Source organism: Nonomuraea sp. NPDC054003 (assembly GCF_055585125.1).
In genome coordinates this window covers 1-22,066 of record NZ_JBVJKR010000033.1, presented here as the reverse complement: position 1 = coordinate 22,066, position 22,066 = coordinate 1, and the positions used below count along the sequence as shown (strand labels likewise).

Annotated in this window: 15 protein-coding genes and 1 tRNA gene; 5 read left to right on the top strand and 11 right to left on the bottom strand. The window is 63.2% G+C overall.

The annotated features are described in order from the left end of the window. Positions 1 to 266 precede the first annotated feature (266 nt). The 9 genes from ACZ6YG_RS44310 to ACZ6YG_RS44270 all read right to left on the bottom strand — a co-directional run bounded on the left by ACZ6YG_RS44310 (position 267) and on the right by ACZ6YG_RS44270 (position 10,454). The gene (locus ACZ6YG_RS44310; protein ID WP_148028997.1) at positions 267 to 1,025 is read right to left on the bottom strand and encodes a hypothetical protein; all 759 of its coding nucleotides are present in this window, start codon (positions 1,023 to 1,025) and stop codon (positions 267 to 269) included. A gap of 57 nt (positions 1,026 to 1,082) precedes the next feature. Beyond that, positions 1,083 to 1,814, bottom strand: a complete 732-nt coding sequence (locus tag ACZ6YG_RS44305; RefSeq protein ID WP_261808281.1) for a Crp/Fnr family transcriptional regulator — start codon at positions 1,812 to 1,814, stop codon at positions 1,083 to 1,085. 254 nt (positions 1,815 to 2,068) lie between these two features. Further along, complete coding sequence (locus tag ACZ6YG_RS44300; protein WP_466021330.1) at positions 2,069 to 3,157, bottom strand: radical SAM protein; 1,089 nt, start codon at positions 3,155 to 3,157, stop codon at positions 2,069 to 2,071. 154 nt (positions 3,158 to 3,311) lie between these two features. After that, a complete protein-coding gene (locus tag ACZ6YG_RS44295; RefSeq protein WP_397199469.1) occupies positions 3,312 to 3,428 on the bottom strand; it encodes an ALQxL family class IV lanthipeptide in 117 nt (38 codons plus the stop codon). 93 nt (positions 3,429 to 3,521) lie between these two features. Next, entirely contained in the window at positions 3,522 to 5,312 is a 1,791-nt protein-coding gene (locus ACZ6YG_RS44290; RefSeq protein ID WP_466021329.1) for an alpha/beta hydrolase family protein, read from the bottom strand. Continuing rightward, a complete protein-coding gene (gene lanL, locus ACZ6YG_RS44285) occupies positions 5,309 to 8,113 on the bottom strand; it encodes a class IV lanthionine synthetase LanL (RefSeq protein WP_466021328.1) in 2,805 nt (934 codons plus the stop codon). The genes ACZ6YG_RS44290 and lanL overlap by 4 nt, the downstream gene beginning before the upstream one ends. 342 nt (positions 8,114 to 8,455) lie before the next feature. Further along, positions 8,456 to 8,938 (bottom strand): transposase family protein, encoded by a 483-nt coding sequence (locus ACZ6YG_RS44280; protein WP_466021327.1) that lies wholly within the window; start codon positions 8,936 to 8,938, stop codon positions 8,456 to 8,458. 422 nt (positions 8,939 to 9,360) lie between these two features. Further along, complete coding sequence (locus ACZ6YG_RS44275) at positions 9,361 to 9,741, bottom strand: hypothetical protein (RefSeq protein ID WP_466021326.1); 381 nt, start codon at positions 9,739 to 9,741, stop codon at positions 9,361 to 9,363. A gap of 650 nt (positions 9,742 to 10,391) precedes the next feature. After that, positions 10,392 to 10,454 (bottom strand) — tRNA-Arg (locus tag ACZ6YG_RS44270). A 471-nt stretch (positions 10,455 to 10,925) separates the two neighbouring features. Between ACZ6YG_RS44270 and ACZ6YG_RS44265 the strand changes: the two genes are divergently transcribed. The 4 genes from ACZ6YG_RS44265 to ACZ6YG_RS44250 all read left to right on the top strand — a co-directional run bounded on the left by ACZ6YG_RS44265 (position 10,926) and on the right by ACZ6YG_RS44250 (position 18,430). Next, positions 10,926 to 13,370 (top strand): type I restriction-modification system subunit M, encoded by a 2,445-nt coding sequence (locus ACZ6YG_RS44265; RefSeq protein ID WP_466021325.1) that lies wholly within the window; start codon positions 10,926 to 10,928, stop codon positions 13,368 to 13,370. 209 nt (positions 13,371 to 13,579) lie between these two features. Continuing rightward, positions 13,580 to 14,623: a restriction endonuclease subunit S gene (locus tag ACZ6YG_RS44260; protein WP_466021324.1), complete on the top strand. Its 1,044-nt coding sequence runs from the start codon at positions 13,580 to 13,582 to the stop codon at positions 14,621 to 14,623. Then, positions 14,620 to 17,724, top strand: a complete 3,105-nt coding sequence (locus tag ACZ6YG_RS44255; protein WP_466021323.1) for a type I restriction endonuclease subunit R — start codon at positions 14,620 to 14,622, stop codon at positions 17,722 to 17,724. The genes ACZ6YG_RS44260 and ACZ6YG_RS44255 overlap by 4 nt, the downstream gene beginning before the upstream one ends. Continuing rightward, a complete protein-coding gene (locus tag ACZ6YG_RS44250) occupies positions 17,711 to 18,430 on the top strand; it encodes a M48 family metallopeptidase (RefSeq protein ID WP_466021322.1) in 720 nt (239 codons plus the stop codon). The genes ACZ6YG_RS44255 and ACZ6YG_RS44250 overlap by 14 nt, the downstream gene beginning before the upstream one ends. Positions 18,431 to 18,763: 333 nt before the next feature. Here the strand turns inward: ACZ6YG_RS44250 and ACZ6YG_RS44245 are convergent, their stop codons facing one another. Both ACZ6YG_RS44245 and ACZ6YG_RS44240 read right to left on the bottom strand, forming a co-directional pair. Further along, positions 18,764 to 21,010, bottom strand: coding sequence for an RNA-binding domain-containing protein (locus tag ACZ6YG_RS44245; protein ID WP_466021321.1), 2,247 nt, complete (start codon positions 21,008 to 21,010; stop codon positions 18,764 to 18,766). 188 nt (positions 21,011 to 21,198) lie between these two features. Further along, positions 21,199 to 21,375: a hypothetical protein gene (locus ACZ6YG_RS44240; protein WP_466021320.1), complete on the bottom strand. Its 177-nt coding sequence runs from the start codon at positions 21,373 to 21,375 to the stop codon at positions 21,199 to 21,201. Between the two features lie 59 nt (positions 21,376 to 21,434). Between ACZ6YG_RS44240 and ACZ6YG_RS44235 the strand changes: the two genes are divergently transcribed. Further along, the coding region (locus tag ACZ6YG_RS44235) for a helix-turn-helix domain-containing protein (RefSeq protein ID WP_466021331.1) at positions 21,435 to 22,066 on the top strand (632 nt) is incomplete at its 3' end.

Genomic DNA, 22,066 nt, shown 5'->3' with positions numbered 1-22,066 from the left:
AGTGGCCGCCCTCATGTCACATCGATCTTCCCTTACGGGCGCCAAGGTGACGAACGGGTTCAAACCCGTACACCACTCCCGTGGACGCTAACCCAAGCTCTGCCGGCGTTCCTGCCACTCCTGCCGGGAGACGGTCATTTCATGACGGATTGACCGCCTGTCCGGTTCGTCGAATTTTTCGTCTTCCTCCTCAGGTGATGTGTCCTCGACCTGGGGTTCATCCGGTGGCGTGGTCTCGGAATTCGACTTCTCAGGTGGGGAGTCGCTCATTTCTTCCTCCGTTTCGAATAATGAGTGATGTTGAGGTCCCCTTGCGCGAAGAGAATGTCGCCTCTTTCGACCTGGTTCGTGATCGACCCGCTCCGCGGCGGCGGCTGTGACGGAGCCTCCTTTCGGGACGGCTTGGGCTCCGGAATCTCCATGTCATGAACGTCGAAGTGCGGCACGTACAGGTAGGCCGGATATTTCTGTCTCTTCTCCGCTACGGCGACCTCCAGGAACTCCGATGGCCTCGGCCGTCCTGGTCCCTGTGACACGTAGTCGCGGAACACCTCGCGCGAGATGATCAGCGCAAGGTCGGCGTCGCGGAACGTGTCGAGTGCGGCCCGTATCGGCGCCGAATCACGCAACCTCGCAGGCTGCACCGCATGTTGCCCAGGCCATCCAGCCGCGCCGTCCAACTGCAGCGGCCCGACGTGAACGGCCAGCCGTAGCCGCATCCGAGCCCAGGTGGGATCGGCGCGCCGGCTGTTGTGCGCTGCGATCGCCATGTCCAGCTCGGTCAGGAACTGGTCAAGCAGGAGCGGAATCGTGATGAGAGGACCAGGCTCGGCGGGAAGGACGGCGGTCATCGAATCACCGGCAACTTGACGGCACCATGACTGATGGTCCAGCTGAACGCTGTCCGCCGCTGTCTCGATGGCGCTGATGAGGCCTGACTGGAGGGTTCGCTGCTGAGCGTCGGTGCGGCCGCCGTAGTTCTCGATGTCGCCTGTGAGCAGGACACGGTAATCGTGTGTGACCATGGCATCTCCAATGAGCGGGTGGGCTCAACGGTGAGGCACGGCCCGGTGGGAGAAGCCTTAGAAATATGGCTTGGCGAGGAATGGGAGGTCGGCGAGCGTGGTCAGCCTCTCCAGGTCCTTCACCACCACGTCGCGATGCCCTCGCCGGATGACTCCTTCCGCGGCCAATTCGCGCAGGGCCTTCTGCGTCGTGATCTCCTTGGCGCCCACCAACATGCCCAGCTCGGCTCTTGTGAGCGGGACGCCGATGCTCACGCCGTCATCCGTCGCGCGGCCGTGCCTCGAGACCAACGCGATCAGTACGCGGGCCAGGCATATCTTCGTCTCGTACCCCGCGAAGTCGAGGCGCCGCTGATTGGCCCAACGTAGCCGCTCGGCCACGACTTGCGTCAGCGCCAATGCCACGGCCGGGCGCCGACTCACGAACGAGCGGAACACCGGGCCCTTGACGTGTTGGCACACCGCGCGCCCGCAGGTGGTCACGGTTGCCGACCGTAGCGACCCGTCCATGGCGGCCATGTCACCCACGATGTCACCCGAAACACGGATTGCCAGAGTCGCCTCCACGCCGTTCTCGACACCAGCGGTCACCTTGACCAGCGCGTCCAGGAGGATCCAGATCGATGTGCCGCGATCTCCCTGCCTGATCAGCACGTGCCCGGGCGGGACCGTACGCAAGGTCCCGAGCTCAAGAAGCTCCGCGCGCAGCTCGTCCGTCAGACGGTGCATGAAGGTGCCGGTCGGCCATCGGTTGGGTGGCAAGGTCTCCTCCAGCAGACGATGTCCCACACATATGCCAACCGCGTTCTGCCGACAAGGGAGTCGTACATTCGCGGATGTTCGGCCACATCTGTGGGTTATTGCGCTGGTGGTCCACAATTCTGTGAGTATCAATCAGAACCAAAAGCCTGTGAACGCCTCCGGTTGAAAACCCTTCTCCCGTCCGAAGTCGATTAGCGGGTCCAGCGGGCCATATGAGGCCCTCGTGCTCGAAAGGGCACAGAATCACCCAGAACGCCGGTGGCTGTGGAGCTATTGGCCGTTCAAAGCTGGTGGCCAGAGGCAGGGCCGGCCATTGACGCGATGTGCCTTCGGCCACTCGTCCGGTCGTCCAAGGTGTACAGCGGGCGGCGGTCGATGCGCCGGCGGACCTCGTCCGTGCCGAAGTGGTAGTCGATGCGCCGGGTCGCCTCGGCCCAGTCCTCCATCGAGCGGACCGCCGACAGGGCCTCCACGACGAACGGGTCGCTCCATCTTTCCTTGACGCGCTCCCACAGTGTGCCGGCGTCCTCGGTGAGGAGGTTGCCGACGGTGCCCTCGTAGATCGGCATCGCGCGTACCTCGCCGTCCGGCTCCACCTGCAGCATGGGGAAGCCGTGCCGCTGCACGAGGTCCGGGTGCATCATCAAGATCATGTTGTTCGACGTCATGAGCTGCACCGAGCGGGGCGCCAGGGAACGCAGCCCTTCGACGTGCTCGCGGCTCACCAGCGTGCGCAGTTGGCCGAAGTCCAGCAGCTCGTTTTCGGCGAACTCCTTCCTGCTCGCGAGACCGGACGGCACCGCGGCGGCGAAGGTGAGGAAGCGCAGGTGAGGGAACCGGGGCGCGACCGCGCGGCAGAACTCCTCCAGCTCATCGAGGTTGGACCGCACAACCGCGTAGTCGACCCCGAACTCGACCGGGTCGGCACCGCGCTCCCCGGAGACGTCGTCCAGGATGGCCAGCGTGCGCATCGCCCGCTCGAACGAACCGGCCCGTCCGCGGATCCGGTCGTGCACCCCGGCGCTCGCCCCGTCGACGCTCACGGTGATCCGGGAGAAGACCTGGGACGCCTCTTCGGCCCACCGTCGGTCGAAGGTCCATCCGCCGGTGTAGAGGTTGACCGCCACCCCCGCTCCGCTGATCCGCTCGGCGACCTCCAGGAGGTCTCTGACCAACAGCGGCTCGCCACCGGCGAACTCCACCGCCTGCGGGCGCAGAGACACGATCGCGTCGGCGGCCCTGAGCATCTCGTCCCGGTTCAGCTGCCGGGCCGGGCGTCTGCCGGACTCGGAGTAGCAGTGCACGCAGCGCAGCGGGCAGGCGTACGTGATGTCCCAGATGACGTCGCTGGGCCCCTGTGGGGTGCTCATGGCATGGTCCTTTCCTCGTCGCCTGACGCGGCGTTTCTCAGGGTTCGATGAACGGTGGTCCCGTTCCCGGGACGACGAACGTCCCGGGAACGGGACCACCTCCGGTGCTCAGCCCCGATCAGGGCCGAGCACGCTGGTCACGACCGCCGCGTCGTCAGGAGGTGAAGGTGGCGTAGCAGGTCCAGTCGCAGAGCCACGTCATGACACAGGGGTACAGCTCCGACTCCTGGTCGGCGGGCAGCATGTCCAGGGCGTCGATGTTGAGCTCCATCGTGTTTCCTTTCCCTAACCGTTGTGCCGCTCGTTTCGAGACGGCCTGTCCACCGGCCTCGTCACAACGACGAGGCCGGAGCCTGTGGGCCTGCTAGGCGGGCACGGACGTGCCCTGGTGCAGGATTCGAGTGGCTCTTTCGCTCAGGAAGTCGATGAGACGGTCGGCGACCAGGTGTCCCTCGCTGGAGACCAGCGGGTCGTGGCCGGCTCCGGGGATCTCCAGGTAGACCGGTGCCACCGGGTGGGCGGCCGCCAGCAGCCGGCTGTGCAGCCGCCGGGAGTGGGCGACCGGGATGACCGGGTCCTGCTCACCGTGCACGATCATGATCGGCAGCCGCATGCGATCCGCCAGCCGGGCCAGGTCGCGCGGGCCGAGCTCGTCGTCGAGCTCCACCCGGCCGCCGAGGCGGTCGAGCAGCGCGCGTACGCTGGGCGGCCCGTCCCGGTACAGCTCCCCGCCGGACAGGAAGGGGGCGATGACGGCGGCTCTGGCCCACAGGTCCGGCTCCGCGGCGACGGCGAGCAGAGCCAGGTAGGCGCCGTAGCTGATGCCGTACAGCATGGGCCGCCGCCGGCCTTGGCCACGGGCGTCGGCCAGCGTGCGCCCGAGATGAAGGATGTCCGCGAGGTCCGGGCCGCCCCACGCGCCGCGGATGGCGTCGCGGTGCGCGGCGCCGTAGCCGGTGCTCCCTCGCTGATTGGGCGCGACCACCGCCATGCCCGCCGCGGCCATCCGCTGGAACAACGGCTCGAAACCGAAGTGCCAGGCGGCCTCCGGGCCACCGTGCAACGCCAGGACCACCCGCTCGCTCGCCACCGGATCGCCGTACACGATGGCCTCGACCGGCCCTGGATAGTCCACCGTTCGCGCGGATGTCCAGCGTCCCGGCTGCTCCTCGGCGCTTGCCCGTACCCGGGACCGGAGCGGATCGGGCAGGGTGACCACGCTGAGCGGGCGGTCTGGCGTGGTGTGCAGCAGGTGCAGTCCGCCGGTGGTCCAGCGGGCCGTGGGCTGCAAGGTCCCGGCCGGCAGCTCCGCCTCGACGGTGGTGTCCGCCACGAGATCGTGCAGCAGCAGGTGGGAGCGGCTCCGGCGGGTGACCGACAGGGCCAGGCACCGTCCGCCGGGATCCAGGGCCAAGGGGGTGACGCTGCCCTCGATGGTGTTCAGCCGCTCGGGGAACACCGTCGGCGCCGGGTCGTCGCGGTGCCGTACGCCGAGACGGAACGCGCCGTCCCGCCGTGCCGCGGTGAGAAGCACTCCGGTACGAGGTGCGGCCATGAGCAGGTGTTCGCCGTCCGCCACTCCTTCGAGCGGCGCCGGGAGACCGGTGACGAGGTCGAGGACGAACGCGCCACCTGCCCCCGGCTCGGGACGGGCCAGCGCGAGACGCCGACCGTCCGCGTCGAGCCAGACTCCGCCACCGGCCGCGCCGGCCAGCTCGGCGACCGGCTCAGGAGGTTCGGCATGCCCTGACACCCGCCACACCTTGGTACGGCGGCCTTCGCCGTTCTCGAACAGCAGGGCGGCGGTGCCCGGCGCGATGCCACCGACGAGCCCGAGCCCCGGGCCGCGCGAGGCGAACAGTTCGTGCTCTTCGGCCGGCGCGCCGTCCGTCCCGGGGACGGCGAGCAGCAGCCGCGCGGACTGCTTGCCGTGGCGGCAGAGCAGCACACCGACGTCCCCTGCGGGCAGCGGGAAGGTCCAGGAGTCCTCGCCGTCCCTGGTGGGCAGCAGGCGCGGCCGTGGCACGGGGCCGGTGAGGTCCCACAACTCCGGCATGAGCCGGGTGCGGCCATGGGCGGCCAGGCAGGCGGCGTACTCCCCGGTGGCGGAGAACCGGAAGTTGATCCGTCTGAGCTCCGCGGGCATAGGGGTCATGACGCCCTCCCGGAGGCGGCCGCGAACACCTCGCGAGCGGAGGCCGTACCGATCGCGGCGTCGGCCATCCACGGGCGGGGCCCACCGTGGCGCAGCCGCCACAGGAAGGCGAGCACGCCGGCCAGCCCGGTGTTCCAGCCGAACGTCACCTCAAGGCCGTTCTCGTCGGGCACCACGAGCAGCCCGTCGCGCATCGTGGCGCGCGCCCACACCATGCTCGCCAGCTCCCCGGCCTGCTCACGGTAGACCGGCTCGCCGGTAAGATCCGCCATGTCCAGCAGGAACTGCCCGTCCCCGGCCAGTCCGTGACAGGCAGCGGTGCCGGAGCGCAGCCGGTGGCCGTGCACGGCGACGGCCGCGGCCCGCGCCACCTCCAGCGCGCGCCGGTCACCGGTGGCCGCGTGCAGGCGTACCAGGAACGTCCCGATCCCCGAGGACCCGTTGCACCAGTGGGTCAGCTTCGCCCCGCCGCGCGGGCCCTCCGCCCACAAGGCGGCCGCGCCCTGGTGGTCTGCCGCGTCCATCAGGGTACGACCGGCCAAGGCGGCCGTTTCCAGGCAGTCCTCGCGTCCGAGCGCGACGCCGGCCGCCAGCAGGTACGCGCCGATCCCGGCGACGCCGTGGGCGAACCCGTAGTGCACCACCCCCGCCAGCGCGGAGTCGAAATCGCGCGGGATGGGCCACAGCACCGTGTCGGGAGTACGTTGGGCGACCTTGAGCAGTTCGTCGGCGCATCCGCTCGCCCGGTCGCGGAGCCTCGTGTCACCGGTGGCGCTGCACAGGTGCAACAGCGCCATCCCCGTCCCGGCCAGGCCATGGCAGATGTCGGGGTTCGGCCAGCTGACCGGCAGTTCGAGCGCGAGGCCGAGACCCGCCGAGCGCACATCGTGGTCGTCGAGCGCCCTGCCCGCCTCGTACAGGGCCCAGGCCATGCCCGCCCGGCCGAAATACAGCCCCGGTGACGGGCGATGCTCACCCGCGAGACGGCTGATCATCCATCCGGCGCCGTCGCGCAGCCCCGTCGTCAGCGGGACGCGCAGCTCCTGCGGCAGGCTCGCGGCATGGGGCCCTACCACGGAGGCCATCAGGTGGAGCACGCCGGCCGCACCGTATTGGACGCCCCAGGGATCGGCGCTGACGCCGTACCCGGCGCCGACGGGCCACAGCCGCGCTTCCGGCCCTGTCCCGCCGTGCGGGGGCTCTGCGGACATGCTGCGCCAGGTGTACGCCAGTCCGTCGTGCAGCAACCGGTCCTGCTCGGCGGTGCCGAGCCGGTGACGCCCTCCCGCCACGGCGGGCGACCGCGGACCCAGATCGGACAGGAATGCGCGGACCCTGGCGAGATCCCACCGCCGGGCAGGATCCTCCGCCATCAGACCCAGGATCATGGGAGCCAGCTCAGTGGCCAGGGGATCGCCTGAGACGGCCACCTCGACCAGCGTACGGACTCGGGAGTCCCACGATCTGGCCTGCTCTCCCTCGTCGGGCGCGAACATCGGCTGGCATGCGGTCACCAGGTAGAACACGGTCGCGCCCAGCGCGTACAGGTCCACTTCGACGCCGGGGCAGGGCCCATGGGCGGGGGCCCGCTCCTGCTCCGGGGGAGCGTACCCACGGGTGCGGGCCCGCCCGACCGGAACGCCGGGCATCGCCGCGGTCTCCAGGTCGATCAGCCGGACGTCGCCGTCCTCGGTGACGATGACGTTGTTCGGGGTCAGATCGCGCACGATGTAGCCCTGCTCGTGCACCGTTGCGACCAGGTCGACGAGCCGCCTCACCAGGCGCAGCACTGTCTCGCGCCGGCGCTCGCCCGCCCAGGCGGTGAGCACGGTCCCCTCGACGCGCTCCTGCACCAGGAACAGGCTGTCGTCCTTGTCGAAGAGCGCCACCCTGCGCGCGGTGATGCCCAGCGGCCCGAACAGGCCGAGCATCCGCCACTCGTGACGTAAGTTGTCGCGCTCGTCGCGCCCGCTCATTTTGGCGCCCATGTGCGGCCGGGCCTGCTTGACGATCACGTTCCCGCCGGTGTCACGGTCCTCGGCCAGGAACACCCCGCCCTTGGCGCTGTGCCGGACGGCCTGGCGCACCACGAACCGGTCGGCGAGCAGCACGGCCTCCGGCGCGGCCGACCGGACCGGAGTCCCGCCCGACTCGAAGGGGCAGGACGCCCACGGCGGTGGTGAGTACCAGGGGTTGCGCTTGTCGGTCACCAGCGTGCCGTCGGGAGCCGTCAGCCGGGAGGCGTAGGAGCCGTCGTTGTCCAGCACGAGAGGCGCCGAGAACACCCCGTAGCGGTAGTGGACCAGGCTGCCCGGCTTGTAGACCCGATCGGACAGGATGCGCGGCCCGGGCAGGCCCATGGTGGCCTCGTGCAGTTCCTCGGCGATCGCGGTCGCCGCCCGGTCGTCGGGCGGATAGACGGTGACGAACTTGCCCACCGCCCCGCGGTCCTGCTCCCTGGACACCAGATTGGACAGTTCGGCCAGCGTCGCCGCGAACTTGAAGGGACAGCGGCGCCGCGCCAGCACCTCCACCACGCGGGCGAGCACCACGGGAGCCGACAGCGGCGTCGCCGAGACATGCAGTTTCCAGCCCTGCGCCCGGCGTGCTACGCCGTCCGGCGTCACGTACATCCACGGTCGGCGACTACGGAACTCCCAAGTGGCGGCGCCCTCCTCACCGTCCACCGCCGCCAGGTCCGCTCGCGCCAAGGCCGCTCTGGCGATGTCCTCCAGCACGTGCCGATCGACGTCGATCTCGTCTTCACGCGCCTTGCGCCCGTCCATGCCGTACCCCCACATGCGTCATCCCTTGGCGAAGCCGCCGGACGATAAGCGGGGCGGGCGTCGGCGTTAATCCCCGGCCCACCGCAGATATCGACAGGTCGCCCCGATGTCTGACCGGCTTCAGGTATAGGTACGGCGACTTGAAACTGTCTTGGAACTGAATGGCACGGGCGGCATGTTTTTCTGCAGTCAGTTGCAAGTGTCGTCCAACTGGTAAGCATCGACGGATCCGTGAATGCCCAGGTCAGGGCCGTTCGACATCAACAGTGTGCGACAGAGCGTGGGCGGTGAGTTATCAAGCTTGTTGGCGAGTCGCTCCAAGTGATGTGTCAGGCGGTTTCTGCCGTCATTGACGTATTACGTGGAGTGATTAGGGTCGGAGGTTTTCATCGAAAGGCGGATGCTGTGCTCGCATTTCAGGCGAAGAGCCTCGGGATTCGCTCTGGGACACAAATGTCTGTAGGCGCCTTCACGTACATGGATCGCGGTACAGAGGTTGAGGTTCCTCGGCGTGATTGCGTGCCTTTCGGCCGGTCGGTGACCATCCCGGCCGGGAACCTGCTCGGCGAAGGTGCGCTTGGCCCAGGCGGTGTTGTCGCAGAAGAAGCGACGGACCTGTACCTGACCCAGCACCTCCTGCCCGGCCACCGGCAGATCCGGCAGGCGCCGCTCATAACGGCTGTGAACCCGCACCGACTCCCATCCGCAGGCAGGACATTCACCCTTCGGCTCCGTCGTCGCGGCCTTCACCTGCACGGTCACGCCTATCCGATGCACCCGCTCGACACGAACGGCGGCAAGATGCGGAAATACGACCGCCAACAGCTCCGTGATCGACACAGGGCAGCGTCCCGACACCTGCACCGGCCCGCATCCGGTTCAACATGATCGTGATCTTGGAAGTGCGGCCGATCACGTGGGCCGGGAGCGAAGGCCGCACGGCTGTGCAGTGGAGTGGAGCGCGAGCTGCCGCTGCTACGGCACTCATTGCTTCCTGGGAAGCCTGTGAGCACTCAGGCGTGCAGTCAGCAGAACCCTGGGGGTGAGGTGAGGCAGCAGCACTCTTCCCCCGAGCACCCTCGGCTTGGCCTCCGGGGCGAAATGGGGCGGCGGTGACGGTTCGAATCCGTCCATCCCCATCGACTTTCTGGCGGCCGGAGCCTCCGGCCACAGGGCTCCGCCACAGGCGGAAGTGGTTCCGTGCTCGGCGACGGATTAAATGCGTCCCCTTCTAGGTCGGTCGCAGCCCATCCCGGCCGGGTTCACGGTGATCCCTTCGGCAGCGAGGACCAGTACTCCAGTACTTGAACAATGTCATCGATGCCTGTGACGCCCAAGAACGTGAATATGGACGCCGCCATGCCAGACAACACGGTCCAATATGTCCCCCAAGACATTCTCCCTCGCAGTGCTTCGATGCGAAAGATCTCTGCGATCCGAGTGGAAAGAATGCAAGGAGCCACAAATAGCCCCAAAGCGAATATGCCCTGCTCAGCCGACACTTTCTCCCCATGGGCAAGTCGGGCGTATTGCACGTATTTTGTCACAAGGACCACCCCGACGATGGCCCCTAGGATCATCCAGATCACATCCAGGACATCGTTTTTGCTTTCGTCTATATTTTCGCCGGCGCCATCCGCCATGCGCCCACTCCCCGTTTCGAATTGATCAAGCTGCGAAGCCTTCCGTCGCGGGTACGTCGCACAGCAAGCGGCGTACGTCGAGCACTAGGCCCACAGCCAGGGCGGCGACGACCTGGTCCATGAGTGCCGGTAGCTGCTGATCTTCCGGCCGCCAGATGAGACCCCCTCTAATGAGATCTTGTTTCCATGCCCGTCATTCTGGCCCCATGTGCGTGGATCGCGCAGGGATTCCGTCGATGTGAACACGGAGACCGGTATCGGTGCCGGGCGGGCTGTTCGGTCACCTGTGCGTGCGCGCCGACGACCTCCGTACGGCATGTCGCTTCGGAAGCGAGTCCACCCCGTCGATGCCAGTGCCGATCTCCGATGGAGGCGGTCCGTGACTCCGGCGTCGCCGACGAGATCGACATTGAACGGCTCGGACCGTCGGGCCAGACTTGTGCTGGCCGCAGGGTTCCTGGCCTGCGTCGTGCTCGGCATCTGGTCGAACGCCTGGGGCGGCGCCCCCGAAAGAATTGAGAGGGGCGACGGAATCAACAAGGTCCTACAGCTGCATACGGGTGCTTTCGGCGGCCATGAAGGATCAGGAACGCAAAGACCTGCGGCTGAGAAACCGCAGGTCAACGGGTGAAAACCCTGGTCGAAGAGAGTGCCCCCGGCAGGATTCGAACCTGCGGCACCCGCTTTAGGAGAGTGGTACCTACAAGGTCGGCACATGCACTCTGAGCTGGGCAGACGCCTGGTATCACCCGCGCCATCTAGAAGATCATCCCGTACATGTCCCCTGAGACCCGTCTATGCTGGTGCTGTAGAGGCCTTCCCAGCGCAGCACCCGGCCCTTTCGCCCTCGGGAAACGGCCTCATACTCCGCGACGATCCGCAGCTTGTACTCGGTGGAGAAGTGCCGATGCTTTGGGCCGGTTGCCCCGCGGCGGGCTGTCTCCGTATTGAAGATCGTGGCTGGTCATGGTCGCTACACGTCGTACCCGTTCTCGCCCTGCTCGTGTCAGTTATGGATCTTAGTCCCCTTTTGTCTCACTTGAGCTGGCGCAGAGGGCTCCGCCGGCGACTTACGAGACGCGCTCAACGAGATCCACGGCCACGATGGCGCGCACTACAATAAGCCAACTCAAGGCACAGCACGCAGGGCGGCGCACCCGGGCCGCGCACGAGAGCTTGGAGTAGTGGCGTTGGCACTGAAGAAGTCGGACCTATACAGCTCGCTGTGGGCTGGTGCTGACGAGCTCCGCGGCGGCATGGACGCGAGCCAGTACAAGGACTACGTCTTGACGCTGCTCTTCGTGAAATATGTGTCGGACAAGGCCAAGGCTGACCCGTACGCGAGCATAGAGGTGCCTGAGGGTGGTTCGTTCGATGACCTCGTCGAGCTCAAGGGCAAGCCGGACATTGGCGAGAAAATCAACGTCGCCATCCGCAAGCTGGCAGACGCCAACGACCTGCAGGGCATCATCAACAACGCTGACTTCGACGACCCTGACAAGCTTGGTCGTGGTAAGGAGCTCGTTGATCGCCTGACCAAGCTGGTCGGAATCTTCCAAAATCTCGACTTCACGGGCTCACGGGCCGAGGGCGACGATTTGCTCGGCGACGCCTACGAGTACCTGATGCGGCACTTCGCCACAGAGTCGGGCAAGAGCAAGGGCCAGTTCTATACGCCAGCTGAGGTCTCGCGTGTGATGGCGGCGCTCCTGCAAATCCCAAAGGACGCGCCACGCTCGACGACCGTTTACGACCCCACGTGCGGGTCCGGTTCGTTGCTGCTCAAGGTGGCTGATGCTGCGCCAAATAACCTGACGATCTACGGCCAGGAGAAGGACAACGCCACTCGGGCGCTAGCCGTTATGAACATGATTCTGCATGGCAACGCAACGGCACTGATCCGCCAGGGCGATACCCTGACCAATCCGCAGTTTATTCGGAACGACGAGCTGCGTACCTTCGACTTCCTAGTCGCTAATCCTCCGTTCAGCGTCAAGAGCTGGACGAGTGGGCTGGAGAACGAATACGGACGCTTCGACGGCTATGGTCGCCCGCCCGAGAAGAACGGCGACTACGCCTTTCTACTGCACATGATCAAGAGCCTCAAGTCGACCGGCCGTGGCGCGGTGATCTTGCCGCATGGTGTACTTTTCCGCGGAAACGTCGAGGCGACAATCCGCAAGACTCTGATCAAGAAAGGCTACATCAAGGGGATCATCGGTCTTCCGGCAAACCTGTTCTATGGCACTGGAATCCCGGCCTGCATCATCGTGCTCGACAAGTACGACGCTCAGGCTCGCACCGGCGTCTTCATGATCGACGCTAGTAAGGGCTACGCCAAGGATGGCCCGAAGAACCGCCTGCGTCCACGCGACATGCACCAGATCATCGACGCCTTCGTGAACCAGAAGGAGATCCAGCGCTTCAGCCGAATGGTCCCTTTGAGCGAGATTGCCGACAGCAAGAACGACTACAACCTCAACATTCCACGCTACATCGACAGTTCAGAGCCCGAGGACATCCAGGACCTTAACGCCCACATCAAGGGCGGTGTGCCGAACCGCGACCTCGACGCCCTGCAGCCGTACTGGGAAGCCTTTCCGGGCCTGCGTACCGAGCTGTTCAAGCCACTGCGCGATGGCTATAGCGAGCTGGCCGTCGATCGCACCGAGATCCAGAGCACGGTCAACGGCTCGCCCGAGTATGAGGCATTTGCCTCGACCACGACCGACACGGTCAAGCGCTGGTGGAACACCCAGCGCCAGCTGCTTGAGGGCATCAGGGCCACCACTCGTCCAGCACACCTGATTTTCGATCTTGGCGAAAGCCTGCTGGACGCCTTCCGTAAGCGCCCGCTCATCGACGAGTACGGCGTGTATGAGCAGCTCATGAGCTACTGGAACGATGTGATGCATGACGACGTCGCCCTGATCATGGCCGAGGGCTGGTACGACGCCGCCAAGCCACGCGCGACCATCGAGAACAAGGAGCGCAAGCTCAACGAGACGCCGGACCTCGTCATCGGTAGTGGTCGCAGCGCCAAGAAGTACAAGATGGACCTGATTCCGCCGAACCTAATCGTGGCGCGCTACTTCGCCAGCGAACAGGCCGAGGTCGACGAGCTGAACGCCCTCAGCGAGCAGGCTGGCCAGGCCGTCGAGGACTTCATCGAAGAAAACTCGGGCGAAGAAAGCTTGCTTGCTGACGCCATGGACGACGACAAAATCAGCAAGAAGCTGGTTGCCGATCGTCTGAAGATTGCCAGGTACGAGGACCCGAAGAGTGATGAGGTCAAGGCACTCCAGGAGCTCATCGTGCTGTACAACGCCGAGGCCGAAGCCAAGAAGGCCGCCAAGGAAGCCCAGGCCAAGCTTGACGAGGCGACGCTCAAGCAGTACGCCAAGCTGAGCACCGACGACATCCAAAGTCTCGTCATCGACGACAAGTGGGGAGCCCGCTTCGTGCGTGGAGCCCAGGCCGAGCTAGACGTTCTAATTCGTAAACTCGTAGACCGCCTGACTTTGCTCGCTCACCGCTACGCAGAGACCATCAGCGACCTCGATACTGAGGTCGAGAAGCTCAGCGTGAAGGTGACCGAGCACCTGGCTGCGATGGGAGTCCATGGATGACGGGTGCCGCCAATTGGCCAGTGAAGACTCTTGCCGAGCTTGGTGGGCGAGTCACGAGCGGATCACGTGGTTGGGCAAGGTACTACGCGGATCAGGGTGACTTGTTCGTGCGAATTACGAACCTCCGTAGGAGTAGCATCCGACCCGACCTCTCCGACTGCCGCTATGTGCGAATCGATCCAGAAGAAGCGGAGGCTCGCCGAACTCGCTTGAAGCGGCAAGATATCCTAATCTCGATCACGGCAGATATCGGCATTGTTGGGCATATCGGCCAGGATTTCCCAGAACCTGCATATATCAACCAGCACATTGCGCGCGTGCGTCTGGATCCCGCGCTTGCCGATAGCAGATTCGTTGCTTACTATTTGGCGAGCTGGAGTCCGCAGCGCAGGTTCATCGGTGCGACGGATCAGGGTGCCAAAGCAGGCATGAATTTGACGGCAGTGGGGAACCTGGAAACGGTAGTTCCTCCACTGGCTGAGCAGCGTCGGATCGCTGACGCGCTCGATGCGGCCGTTGACATGGTCGAAGGGTTGAAGCGACTGATCGCAAAGAAACGCGCGATCAAGCAGGGCTTGATGCAGGAGCTCCTTACTGGCCGTACTCGCCTAGCTGGCTTCTCCGGTGAGTGGCGAGAAGCGACATTGTCTAGCGTAAGCACACTCAAGGGGCGCATTGGCTGGCAGGGGCTGAAACAGACTGAGTTTACCAACAATGCAGGTGAGCCGTTCCTGATCACCGGAATGAATTTCAAGGATGGTGCGATTAGGTGGTCTGAGGTGTACCACGTCTCTGAGGAGCGCTACGAGATCGCACCAGAGATTCAGTTGCGTCCCGGCGATGTACTGATGACGAAGGATGGAACGATCGGCAAGTTGCTCTATGTCGACCATATTCCTAGTCCGGGCAAGGCCACGCTGAACTCACACCTACTGCTGTTTCGGCCAAAGAACAAGGCTTACGATCCGCGATTTCTCTATTATCAGCTTGCATCGCCGCGCTTTAAGGCACATATCGAAGAGAACAAGTCGGGTACCACGTTCTTTGGAATCAGTCAGGCATCCGTGAGTAAATACAACGTTATCCTGCCTCCTATTGAGGAGCAACGGGCTATTGCTCGCGCTCTCGCTGACGCTGACGCTGAGGTTGAAGCCCTCGAACGCCGCCTCGAGGCCATTGGCGCGATCAAGCAGGGCATGATGCAGGAGCTTCTAACCGGGCGGACTCGCCTGATACCGGAGGGCGCAGTATGAGCGACGTAGGACAACTAGAGCGCGCGACGCAGAACCGCGTCGTCAAGTTCTTCCAGGAGAAGCTCGCTTATGAGTACGCCGGCGACTGGGAGGATCGTGCCAACAATTCGAACATCGAGGAGGCTCTGCTTCGCCAGACCCTGCTCGCTCGTGGTTACAACGAGGAGATCGTTGGCAAAGCCGTCAATGAGCTGCGCAAGGCCGCATCGGTCGGTGGTGCGCGTTCGCTGTATGAGGCGAACCATGAGGTCTATGACCTGCTGCGCTACGGCGTGAAGGTCAAGCGTGGCGTCGGCGAGCAGTTCGAGACCGTTTGGCTCATCGACTGGGGCAACCCTCAGGCCAACCACTTCGTCGTGGCGGAAGAGGTCTCGATCGCAGGAGTGCACAACAAGCGCCCCGATGTCGTGATCTACGTCAACGGTCTGGCCTTGGGCGTCATCGAATTCAAGCGCTCGAGGGTGAGTGTCAGCGAGGGCATTCGCCAGAACATCGGCAATCAGAGCGAGCATTTCATCCGGCCGTTTTTTTCTACCGTTCAGCTCGTGTTCGCGGGCAATGACGTCGAGGGCTTGCGTTACGGCGTTATCGAGACGCCCGAGAAGTATTGGCTGGAGTGGAAGGAACCCGAGGGCACCTCGGTCGGTGCGGGCGTATCTGGCCGGCTAGACCAGGCGATCGCACAGATGTGCTCGAAGGACCGCTTCCTTGAGCTTATTCACGACTTTATGGTCTTCGATGCTGGGGTCAAAAAGACTGCGCGTCACAACCAGTTCTTCGGAGTCAAAGCCGCTCAGGCCCGCATCGCCAAGCGCGAGGGTGGCATCATCTGGCACACCCAGGGCTCGGGCAAGAGCCTGACCATGGTGTGGCTGGCCAAGTGGATTCGTGAGCACCAGCAGGACCAGCCCCGTGTCCTGATCATCACCGACCGTACCGAACTCGACGAGCAAATCGAGAAGGTCTTCGGTGGGGTCAACGAACAGATCTACCGCACCACCTCGGGCGCGGATCTGCTCACTCAGATCAACAAGCACGACCCGTGGCTGATCTGTTCGCTTGTCCACAAGTTCCGCGGTGGCGATGACGACAAAGACCTCGACGAGGCTGGCGAGGAATTCATCTCCGAACTGCACGCGCGCCTTCCGGCCAACTTCGCGCCCAAGGGAAATCTGTTCATCTTCGTCGACGAGGCGCACCGTACTCAGTCGGGCAAGATGCATCGAGCCATGAAGGAACTGCTGCCTGGCGCGATGTTCATTGGTTTCACCGGTACGCCGCTGCTCAAGGCTGACAAGGCGACCAGCATCGAGACCTTCGGATCGTTCATTCACACCTACAAGTTCGACGAAGCGGTCGACGACGGCGTCGTGGTTGACCTGCGCTACGAAGCCCGCAATATCGACCAGGACCTGACTAGCCCCGAGAAGGTCGACAAGTGGTTCGAGGCCAAGACCAAGGGTCTTACCGACCTCAGCAAGGCCACGCTCAAGAAGAAGTGGGGCACGATGCAGAAGGTCGTGTCTGCTGAGCCCCGGGCCAAGCACATCGTCCAGGACATCCTGCTCGACATGGAGACCGAGCCGCGCCTTGTGAGCGGCCGGGGCAACGCCATGCTCGTCGGCGAGAGCATCTACCAGGCGTGCAGATTCTACGAGATGTTCGTCAATGCCGGTTTCAAGGACAAGGTCGCCATTGTCACGAGCTACGTACCGAACCCGGGCGACATCTCCAAGGAGGACTCGGGCGAGGGCGCTACCGAGAAGTTCCGTCAGTACGACATCTACCGCAAGATGTTGGCCGACTTCTTCGGCGTGAGTGAGGACGAGGGCGTGGCCCGGATCGAGGAGTTCGAGAAGGAGGTCAAACGTCGCTTCGTCGAGGAGCCGGGCCAGATGCGCTTGCTCATCGTGGTCGACAAGCTGCTGACCGGCTTTGATGCTCCGAGCGCCACCTATCTGTACATCGACAAGAAGATGCGCGACCACAAGCTCTTCCAGGCCATCTGTCGCGTCAACCGCCTCGACGGCGACGACAAGACCTATGGCTACATCATCGACTACCGCGACCTGTTCAACTCGCTTGAGAACGCCATCACTGACTACACCTCGGGCGCCCTCGACGGCTACGAAGAGAGAGATGTCGAAGGTCTTCTCAAAGACCGCGTAGAGCAGGGCCGCAAGGACCTCGACGAGGCACTGGAGAGGATTCGTGCCCTCGTAGAGCCCGTCGCACCACCGAAGGGAACGCTGGAGTACCAGCACTACTTCGTGGCCTCTGTGCCGGGTGACGCCGCTCAGATCAAGGCCAATGAGCCGAAGCGTGTCGAGCTCTACAAGTCCGTTTCGGCTCTGGTCCGTGCCTACAGCGCCATTGCCAACGAGATGGTAGAGGCTGGCTACACGGCAGCCGAAGCATTATCGATCAAGGCGGAAGTCACCCACTACGTGGCGGTTCGCGACGAGGTCAAGCTGGGTGCTCGTGAGAACATCGATATGAAGAAGTTCGAGGCTGGCATGCGTGCCCTTCTCGATACCTTCATCCAAGCCGACCCGTCTGAGGTCATGGCGACCTTAGACAAGGGCTTAGTCGAGCTGATCGTCGAGCGAGGCGAGGGTGCTCTCAACGCCCTGCCTCCGAACATCCGCAAGAGTCCTGAGGCCGCAGCCGAGACCATAGTCAACAACGTCCGCAAGACGATTGTTGACGAGCGGGCGATGAACCCGAAGTACTACGACCGCATGTCGGAACTCCTCGACGCTCTGATTGAACAGCGTCGCAAGGAAGCCACGGACTACAAGGAGTACCTCGTTCGGCTCCTCGATATAGCCAAAAAGGTTGGAACCGGAGATTCGGACATCAAATATCCGGAATGGGTTAAGGATGGAGCGCAGCGGGCATTGGTCGACTTCAACTTCCTAGACCCGAACCTGGCGGTACTAGTTGATGAGGCTGTACGTCACGCAAAGGAGCACGATTGGGTCGGCAACCGTATGAAGGAGCGTGCTCTTGCCCGCGAGCTGCACAAAGTGCTGCCGCCTGACTTCGATCGCTTCGATGAACTGTTCGACCTGCTAAAGGCGCGAAATGAGTACCGCTAACGCCCACCTCACTGTCGCTGGCTTCGGCGTTGATGTCGTCTACAAGGACATCAAGAACCTGCACATCTCGGTCTACCCACCGGTGGGCCAGGTTCGTGTTGCTGCCCCGCAGAGGCTGGACGAGGACGCGATTCGTCTCGCCATCATCCAGCGGCTGCCGTGGATCAAGAAGCAGCGCCAGCAGCTCCAGGACGCCGACCGCCAGACCGATCGCCGCATGGTCTCCGGTGAAACCCACTACGTATGGGGCGAGCGCTACCGTCTCGACTCGTCACGCGTTGGTCGCTCGCACATCGAGCTCAAGGGCAAGACCCTCTGGTTGACCGCCCCGGCCGGCGCCGATTGCGATGCCAAACGCGCGATCCTTGACCGCTGGTACCGACACGAGCTCAAGGCTACGCTGCCCAAGCTCATCGCCAAGTGGGAGCCGATCATCGACGAGCATGTCGCCAAGTTCGTCGTCCGCCGTATGAAGACCAAGTGGGGTACGTGCCAAACCGCCACACGGGCAATCTGGATCAACCCCGAACTGGTCAAAAAGAACCCTCGCTGCCTGGAGTACATCGTTGTCCACGAGATGGTCCACTTCATGGAGCGCACTCACAACGAGCGCTTCGTTGCGCTGATGGACAAGTTCATGCCCGACTGGCAAGCTCGCCGCGACGAGCTCAACGAGGCGCCATTGGCGGCGGAGGACTGGTCATGAGGCTGATCAGTGCGCATATTTGTGGTTACGGGAGACTCGCCGACACGAGGCACCGACGGTGACCACCTCATTACGAGTCAAGCGGAGGGCCGTGGTCGAGAGCCAGCGCTGCTGCTCAACCGTGTGACGCCGTACGGGACGATCAGGTCGCGTACGGCGGCGTTGCTGTACTTCCCTGCTGTACAGCAGACCACAGCAACCCGCGTATCCGGTGGCAAGCCGACCCGGAGCACAGGGCCGCCAGGCCCGAGCACCGGAAGCGGCGCGGCAGCTTGCTCGCAACTCCGAGCACCCAGATTGCGCGGTGAACATAATAGATAACCGACAATCCGACTAAAGGCTTAGTTCGCGTCTCAGTTCAGCCGCCTTAAGTATTTCATGCGACTTCTCATACGCCTTGAGCAGTAGCGGCAGGCTGGCTTGCCTAGTTCTGGGATTCTTTGTATTTCTGATCGACTCCAACAGGTCAATCACCAACCGATATGCTCCACGCCTATTATACATAACCGCCAGCGCATGACGCGCTATAGCATCTTGCTTGTTCTCTGCGTGAGCAACCTCCAATTTCTCCTCAGCCTCTTTAGCCGCCTCCGGATCTCCGGAGTCTCGCAACAAAATTCCCCATTCTCGGAATATTCGTGCCCGGTCTATCCCTCGGGATGGCGCATTCGCCCCGGCTACTCTGTATAGTCTCAGGGCTTCGAGGCGATCCGAGCGCTTATGCCGATAGAATTCAGCGGTGTCTCGTGCCGCACGCCAGCTTCTCGGGTTGCGAGAGAGAGCTTGCTTGTAGAGCCTTTCTGCCGTATCCAAATCTCCGCGCTTTTCGGCAGCGTTGGCCAAATCGATTAGAGCAGTATCGTCAGTAGTCCGACCTTGCCGCAATTCGCGGACTAGAAGTCGCTCGTCGCTATCCGAGACGTCCGTAGCCTCAAACCAGTCCGATAGCCGCCGTTGCGCGTTTCGCGCAGCATTTGTTCTTTTAGCCATATCTCGCCTAGTGAACACGCGAGTAATAGGCAAGGTAGTGAAGCAGTAATCGTTGCGATCGACATCGAAAACCCGGAAGACTATCGCGTCTCCAACGAGATCTTCGATGGCATCCAAAATTTGCGCGTCAGGGAGACCCGTCCCTGCCACAACAGCCTCTGTGGGGATTGGGCGCTCGAGCACCGAGAGTGTTTCTAGTACAGCACGTTCTGCTTGAGACAGGTTATCGAAGATACGACGGAAGGAAAACTCCAGCAGTTGCTCTCCATGCTGTCTGTCTCCAATTTGAACTTCAGTCTGGGCAAGAAGCTCAGCGACACTCCTGCTGCGGGCCGTACCCCAACGGATGGCTAGCGGGATGCCGTCCCATGCAGCCCCCACGCGCTTTGCCTCGCCATCGTTGAGCGCGCGAAGATATCCATGATTCGGTTCTCTACTGAGGAGCTTTATGAAGTCGACGATCTCTTTATCGCGCAATGGGGGAATGTCTATCGGCCGGGAAGCCGTCCGGACACTGTTACGTCGTGAAGTCACAAGAGCGCGAACACCGAGCGGCAAGTCGTCGAGGAACTTTATTAGACGCTTGTCATCAACCGTTTCCAGGTTGTCGACGTAAAGCAACCCCGGCGTGTCCTCAAGAAGTCCACGCACTTCCCTCTCACGTTCTTCGATAGGAAGATCACGAAGCTCTGGAAATCCCAGAATATCCGCTATCTGACCGAGTAGATCCTCGTAGCTTGTGAGGGTTGCCTGTAGGCCGAGTATACCCACAGAGCTTAGCTCTCGATCCTTTGCCGTAGTGGACACAATAAAAGGAAAGATACCCTCCTCATAAGCTCGCAATGTAGCCCATGTTGCGAGAGCCGTTTTTCCCAAACCGCCCACACCGATTAGCGAGGTTACTGCGACTCTTGGGTCTCGCATTGACTTCTCTATGATTTCGCCCAGCTTCCCTCGATCCAAGAACGATCCGTATTCGGGTGCCAGGATTCGAAAGAACGGCTCATCTATCGCATACTTTTGATCATAAGTCGGCACAGCGACGGAGCGGACAAATTTATCCGCCGCAATCGGATCTAGTCGCTTTGTGCTGTCCCCCTCGCGTATTGCGGATCCATCCCGTTCAAAGAGCCTCTTGCCTTCAACAGTGGGAGCACTCGCCTTGAAACGTACCGGAACAGGGCCGCGAGGAGGTATTAGCGCAATGCCCAAATGACGCTGATCATCACTAATAAAGTCTCGATAGTATTCAACCCAAAATTGGTCGCCGAGATATTTCCGTACCTGGTCGTTGAATTTCTTGCTATCGAGTATGCGGGTAGCGCCAACATACGAAAAACTTTTGTCATCTATGCCAAAGAGAATCAAACCTCCTCGATTGTTATGAAAAGCCAATACGTCGGCCGCTATATGAGCCCAGGCATTCTCGTTCTTTTTCCCGAGCTCCGGGCAATCGATTTTGAAGTCCCAGAGATCCGTCTCGGTCTTACGGCCAAGGCGCAGGACTGGCGTTCGTTCGCGCTCGAAGAGGTACTTTAGGGCGCGGCGAACGTCTTTCTCGCTAATCGCCCGTGCAATCTCGTCGCGCATCTCGTCTCCCTGCTGCATGTCTGGCAAGGTTACGACCCCCGAATCCTACATGAACTTACCGGATAAAGCTTGAAGTGTGAAGCGATGAATGATATGTCCGAATTGCGGGATGCGATTGCGACGTCACTCACCGCAACGATAGTTCTAGCTGCGAGTGCACGAGCCGCCGTTGTAGTCCCGTCTGGCGATTACCGATCCACCATCGCCTCGGCTGCTTGCGCGTCGATCGGCGCTGGCTGCGACCGGCCGGAGAGCCGCAGCGCGGCCAGCGACCGCCCGACGCGCGCCGGCCGCCGCAGGCGGGCGGCCTTGAAACCGTGGAGAAAGTTCTCATCCAGTTGAGCCGTTGCGGTGTCGGGTCTCATGACGTTCGTGACACATCGTGCTCAGGACATGCGTGACACTTCGCTGAGTGCTGGTGGAGTTGAGCGTGGTCGAGCAGCGGTATCAAGCCGTGCTGCAGGTGCTGTCAGGGGCGAGTGTCACCGAGGTCGCCCGCCGATTCGGAGTCTCCCGTCAGGCCGTTCATCGATGGCTGGGCCGATACCGCGATCAGGGGCTGGCCGGGCTGTCGGACCGCTCCTCGCGTCCGCGGTCCTCGCCGGCCCGGACACCGGCCGCGGTGGAGGCGCTGATCTGCGAGCTGCGGCGTAACCATCCCCGCTGGGGAGCCCGCCGGCTGGTGTGGGAACTGACCCGCCGCGGCTGCCCCGGGCCGGTGCCGTCGAGAGCGACGGTGCACCGGGTGCTGGTGCGCCACGGGCTGGTGCAGGTCACCCCCCGAGGCCGGCGACGGGAGGACTACACGCGCTGGCAACGCTCGGGGCCGATGCAGTTATGGCAGATGGACATCGTCGGCGGGATCATGCTGGCCGACGGCACCGAGTGCAAGATCGTCACCGGGGTCGACGGCCATTCCCGTTACTGCGTCGCCGCCACCGTGGTGGCCCGCCCCACCGGCCGGGCCGTCTGCCTGGCCCTGGCCGACGCTCTGAGCCGCTACGGCATCCCCGATGAGCTGCTGACCGACAACGGCAAGCAGTTCACCGCCCGGTT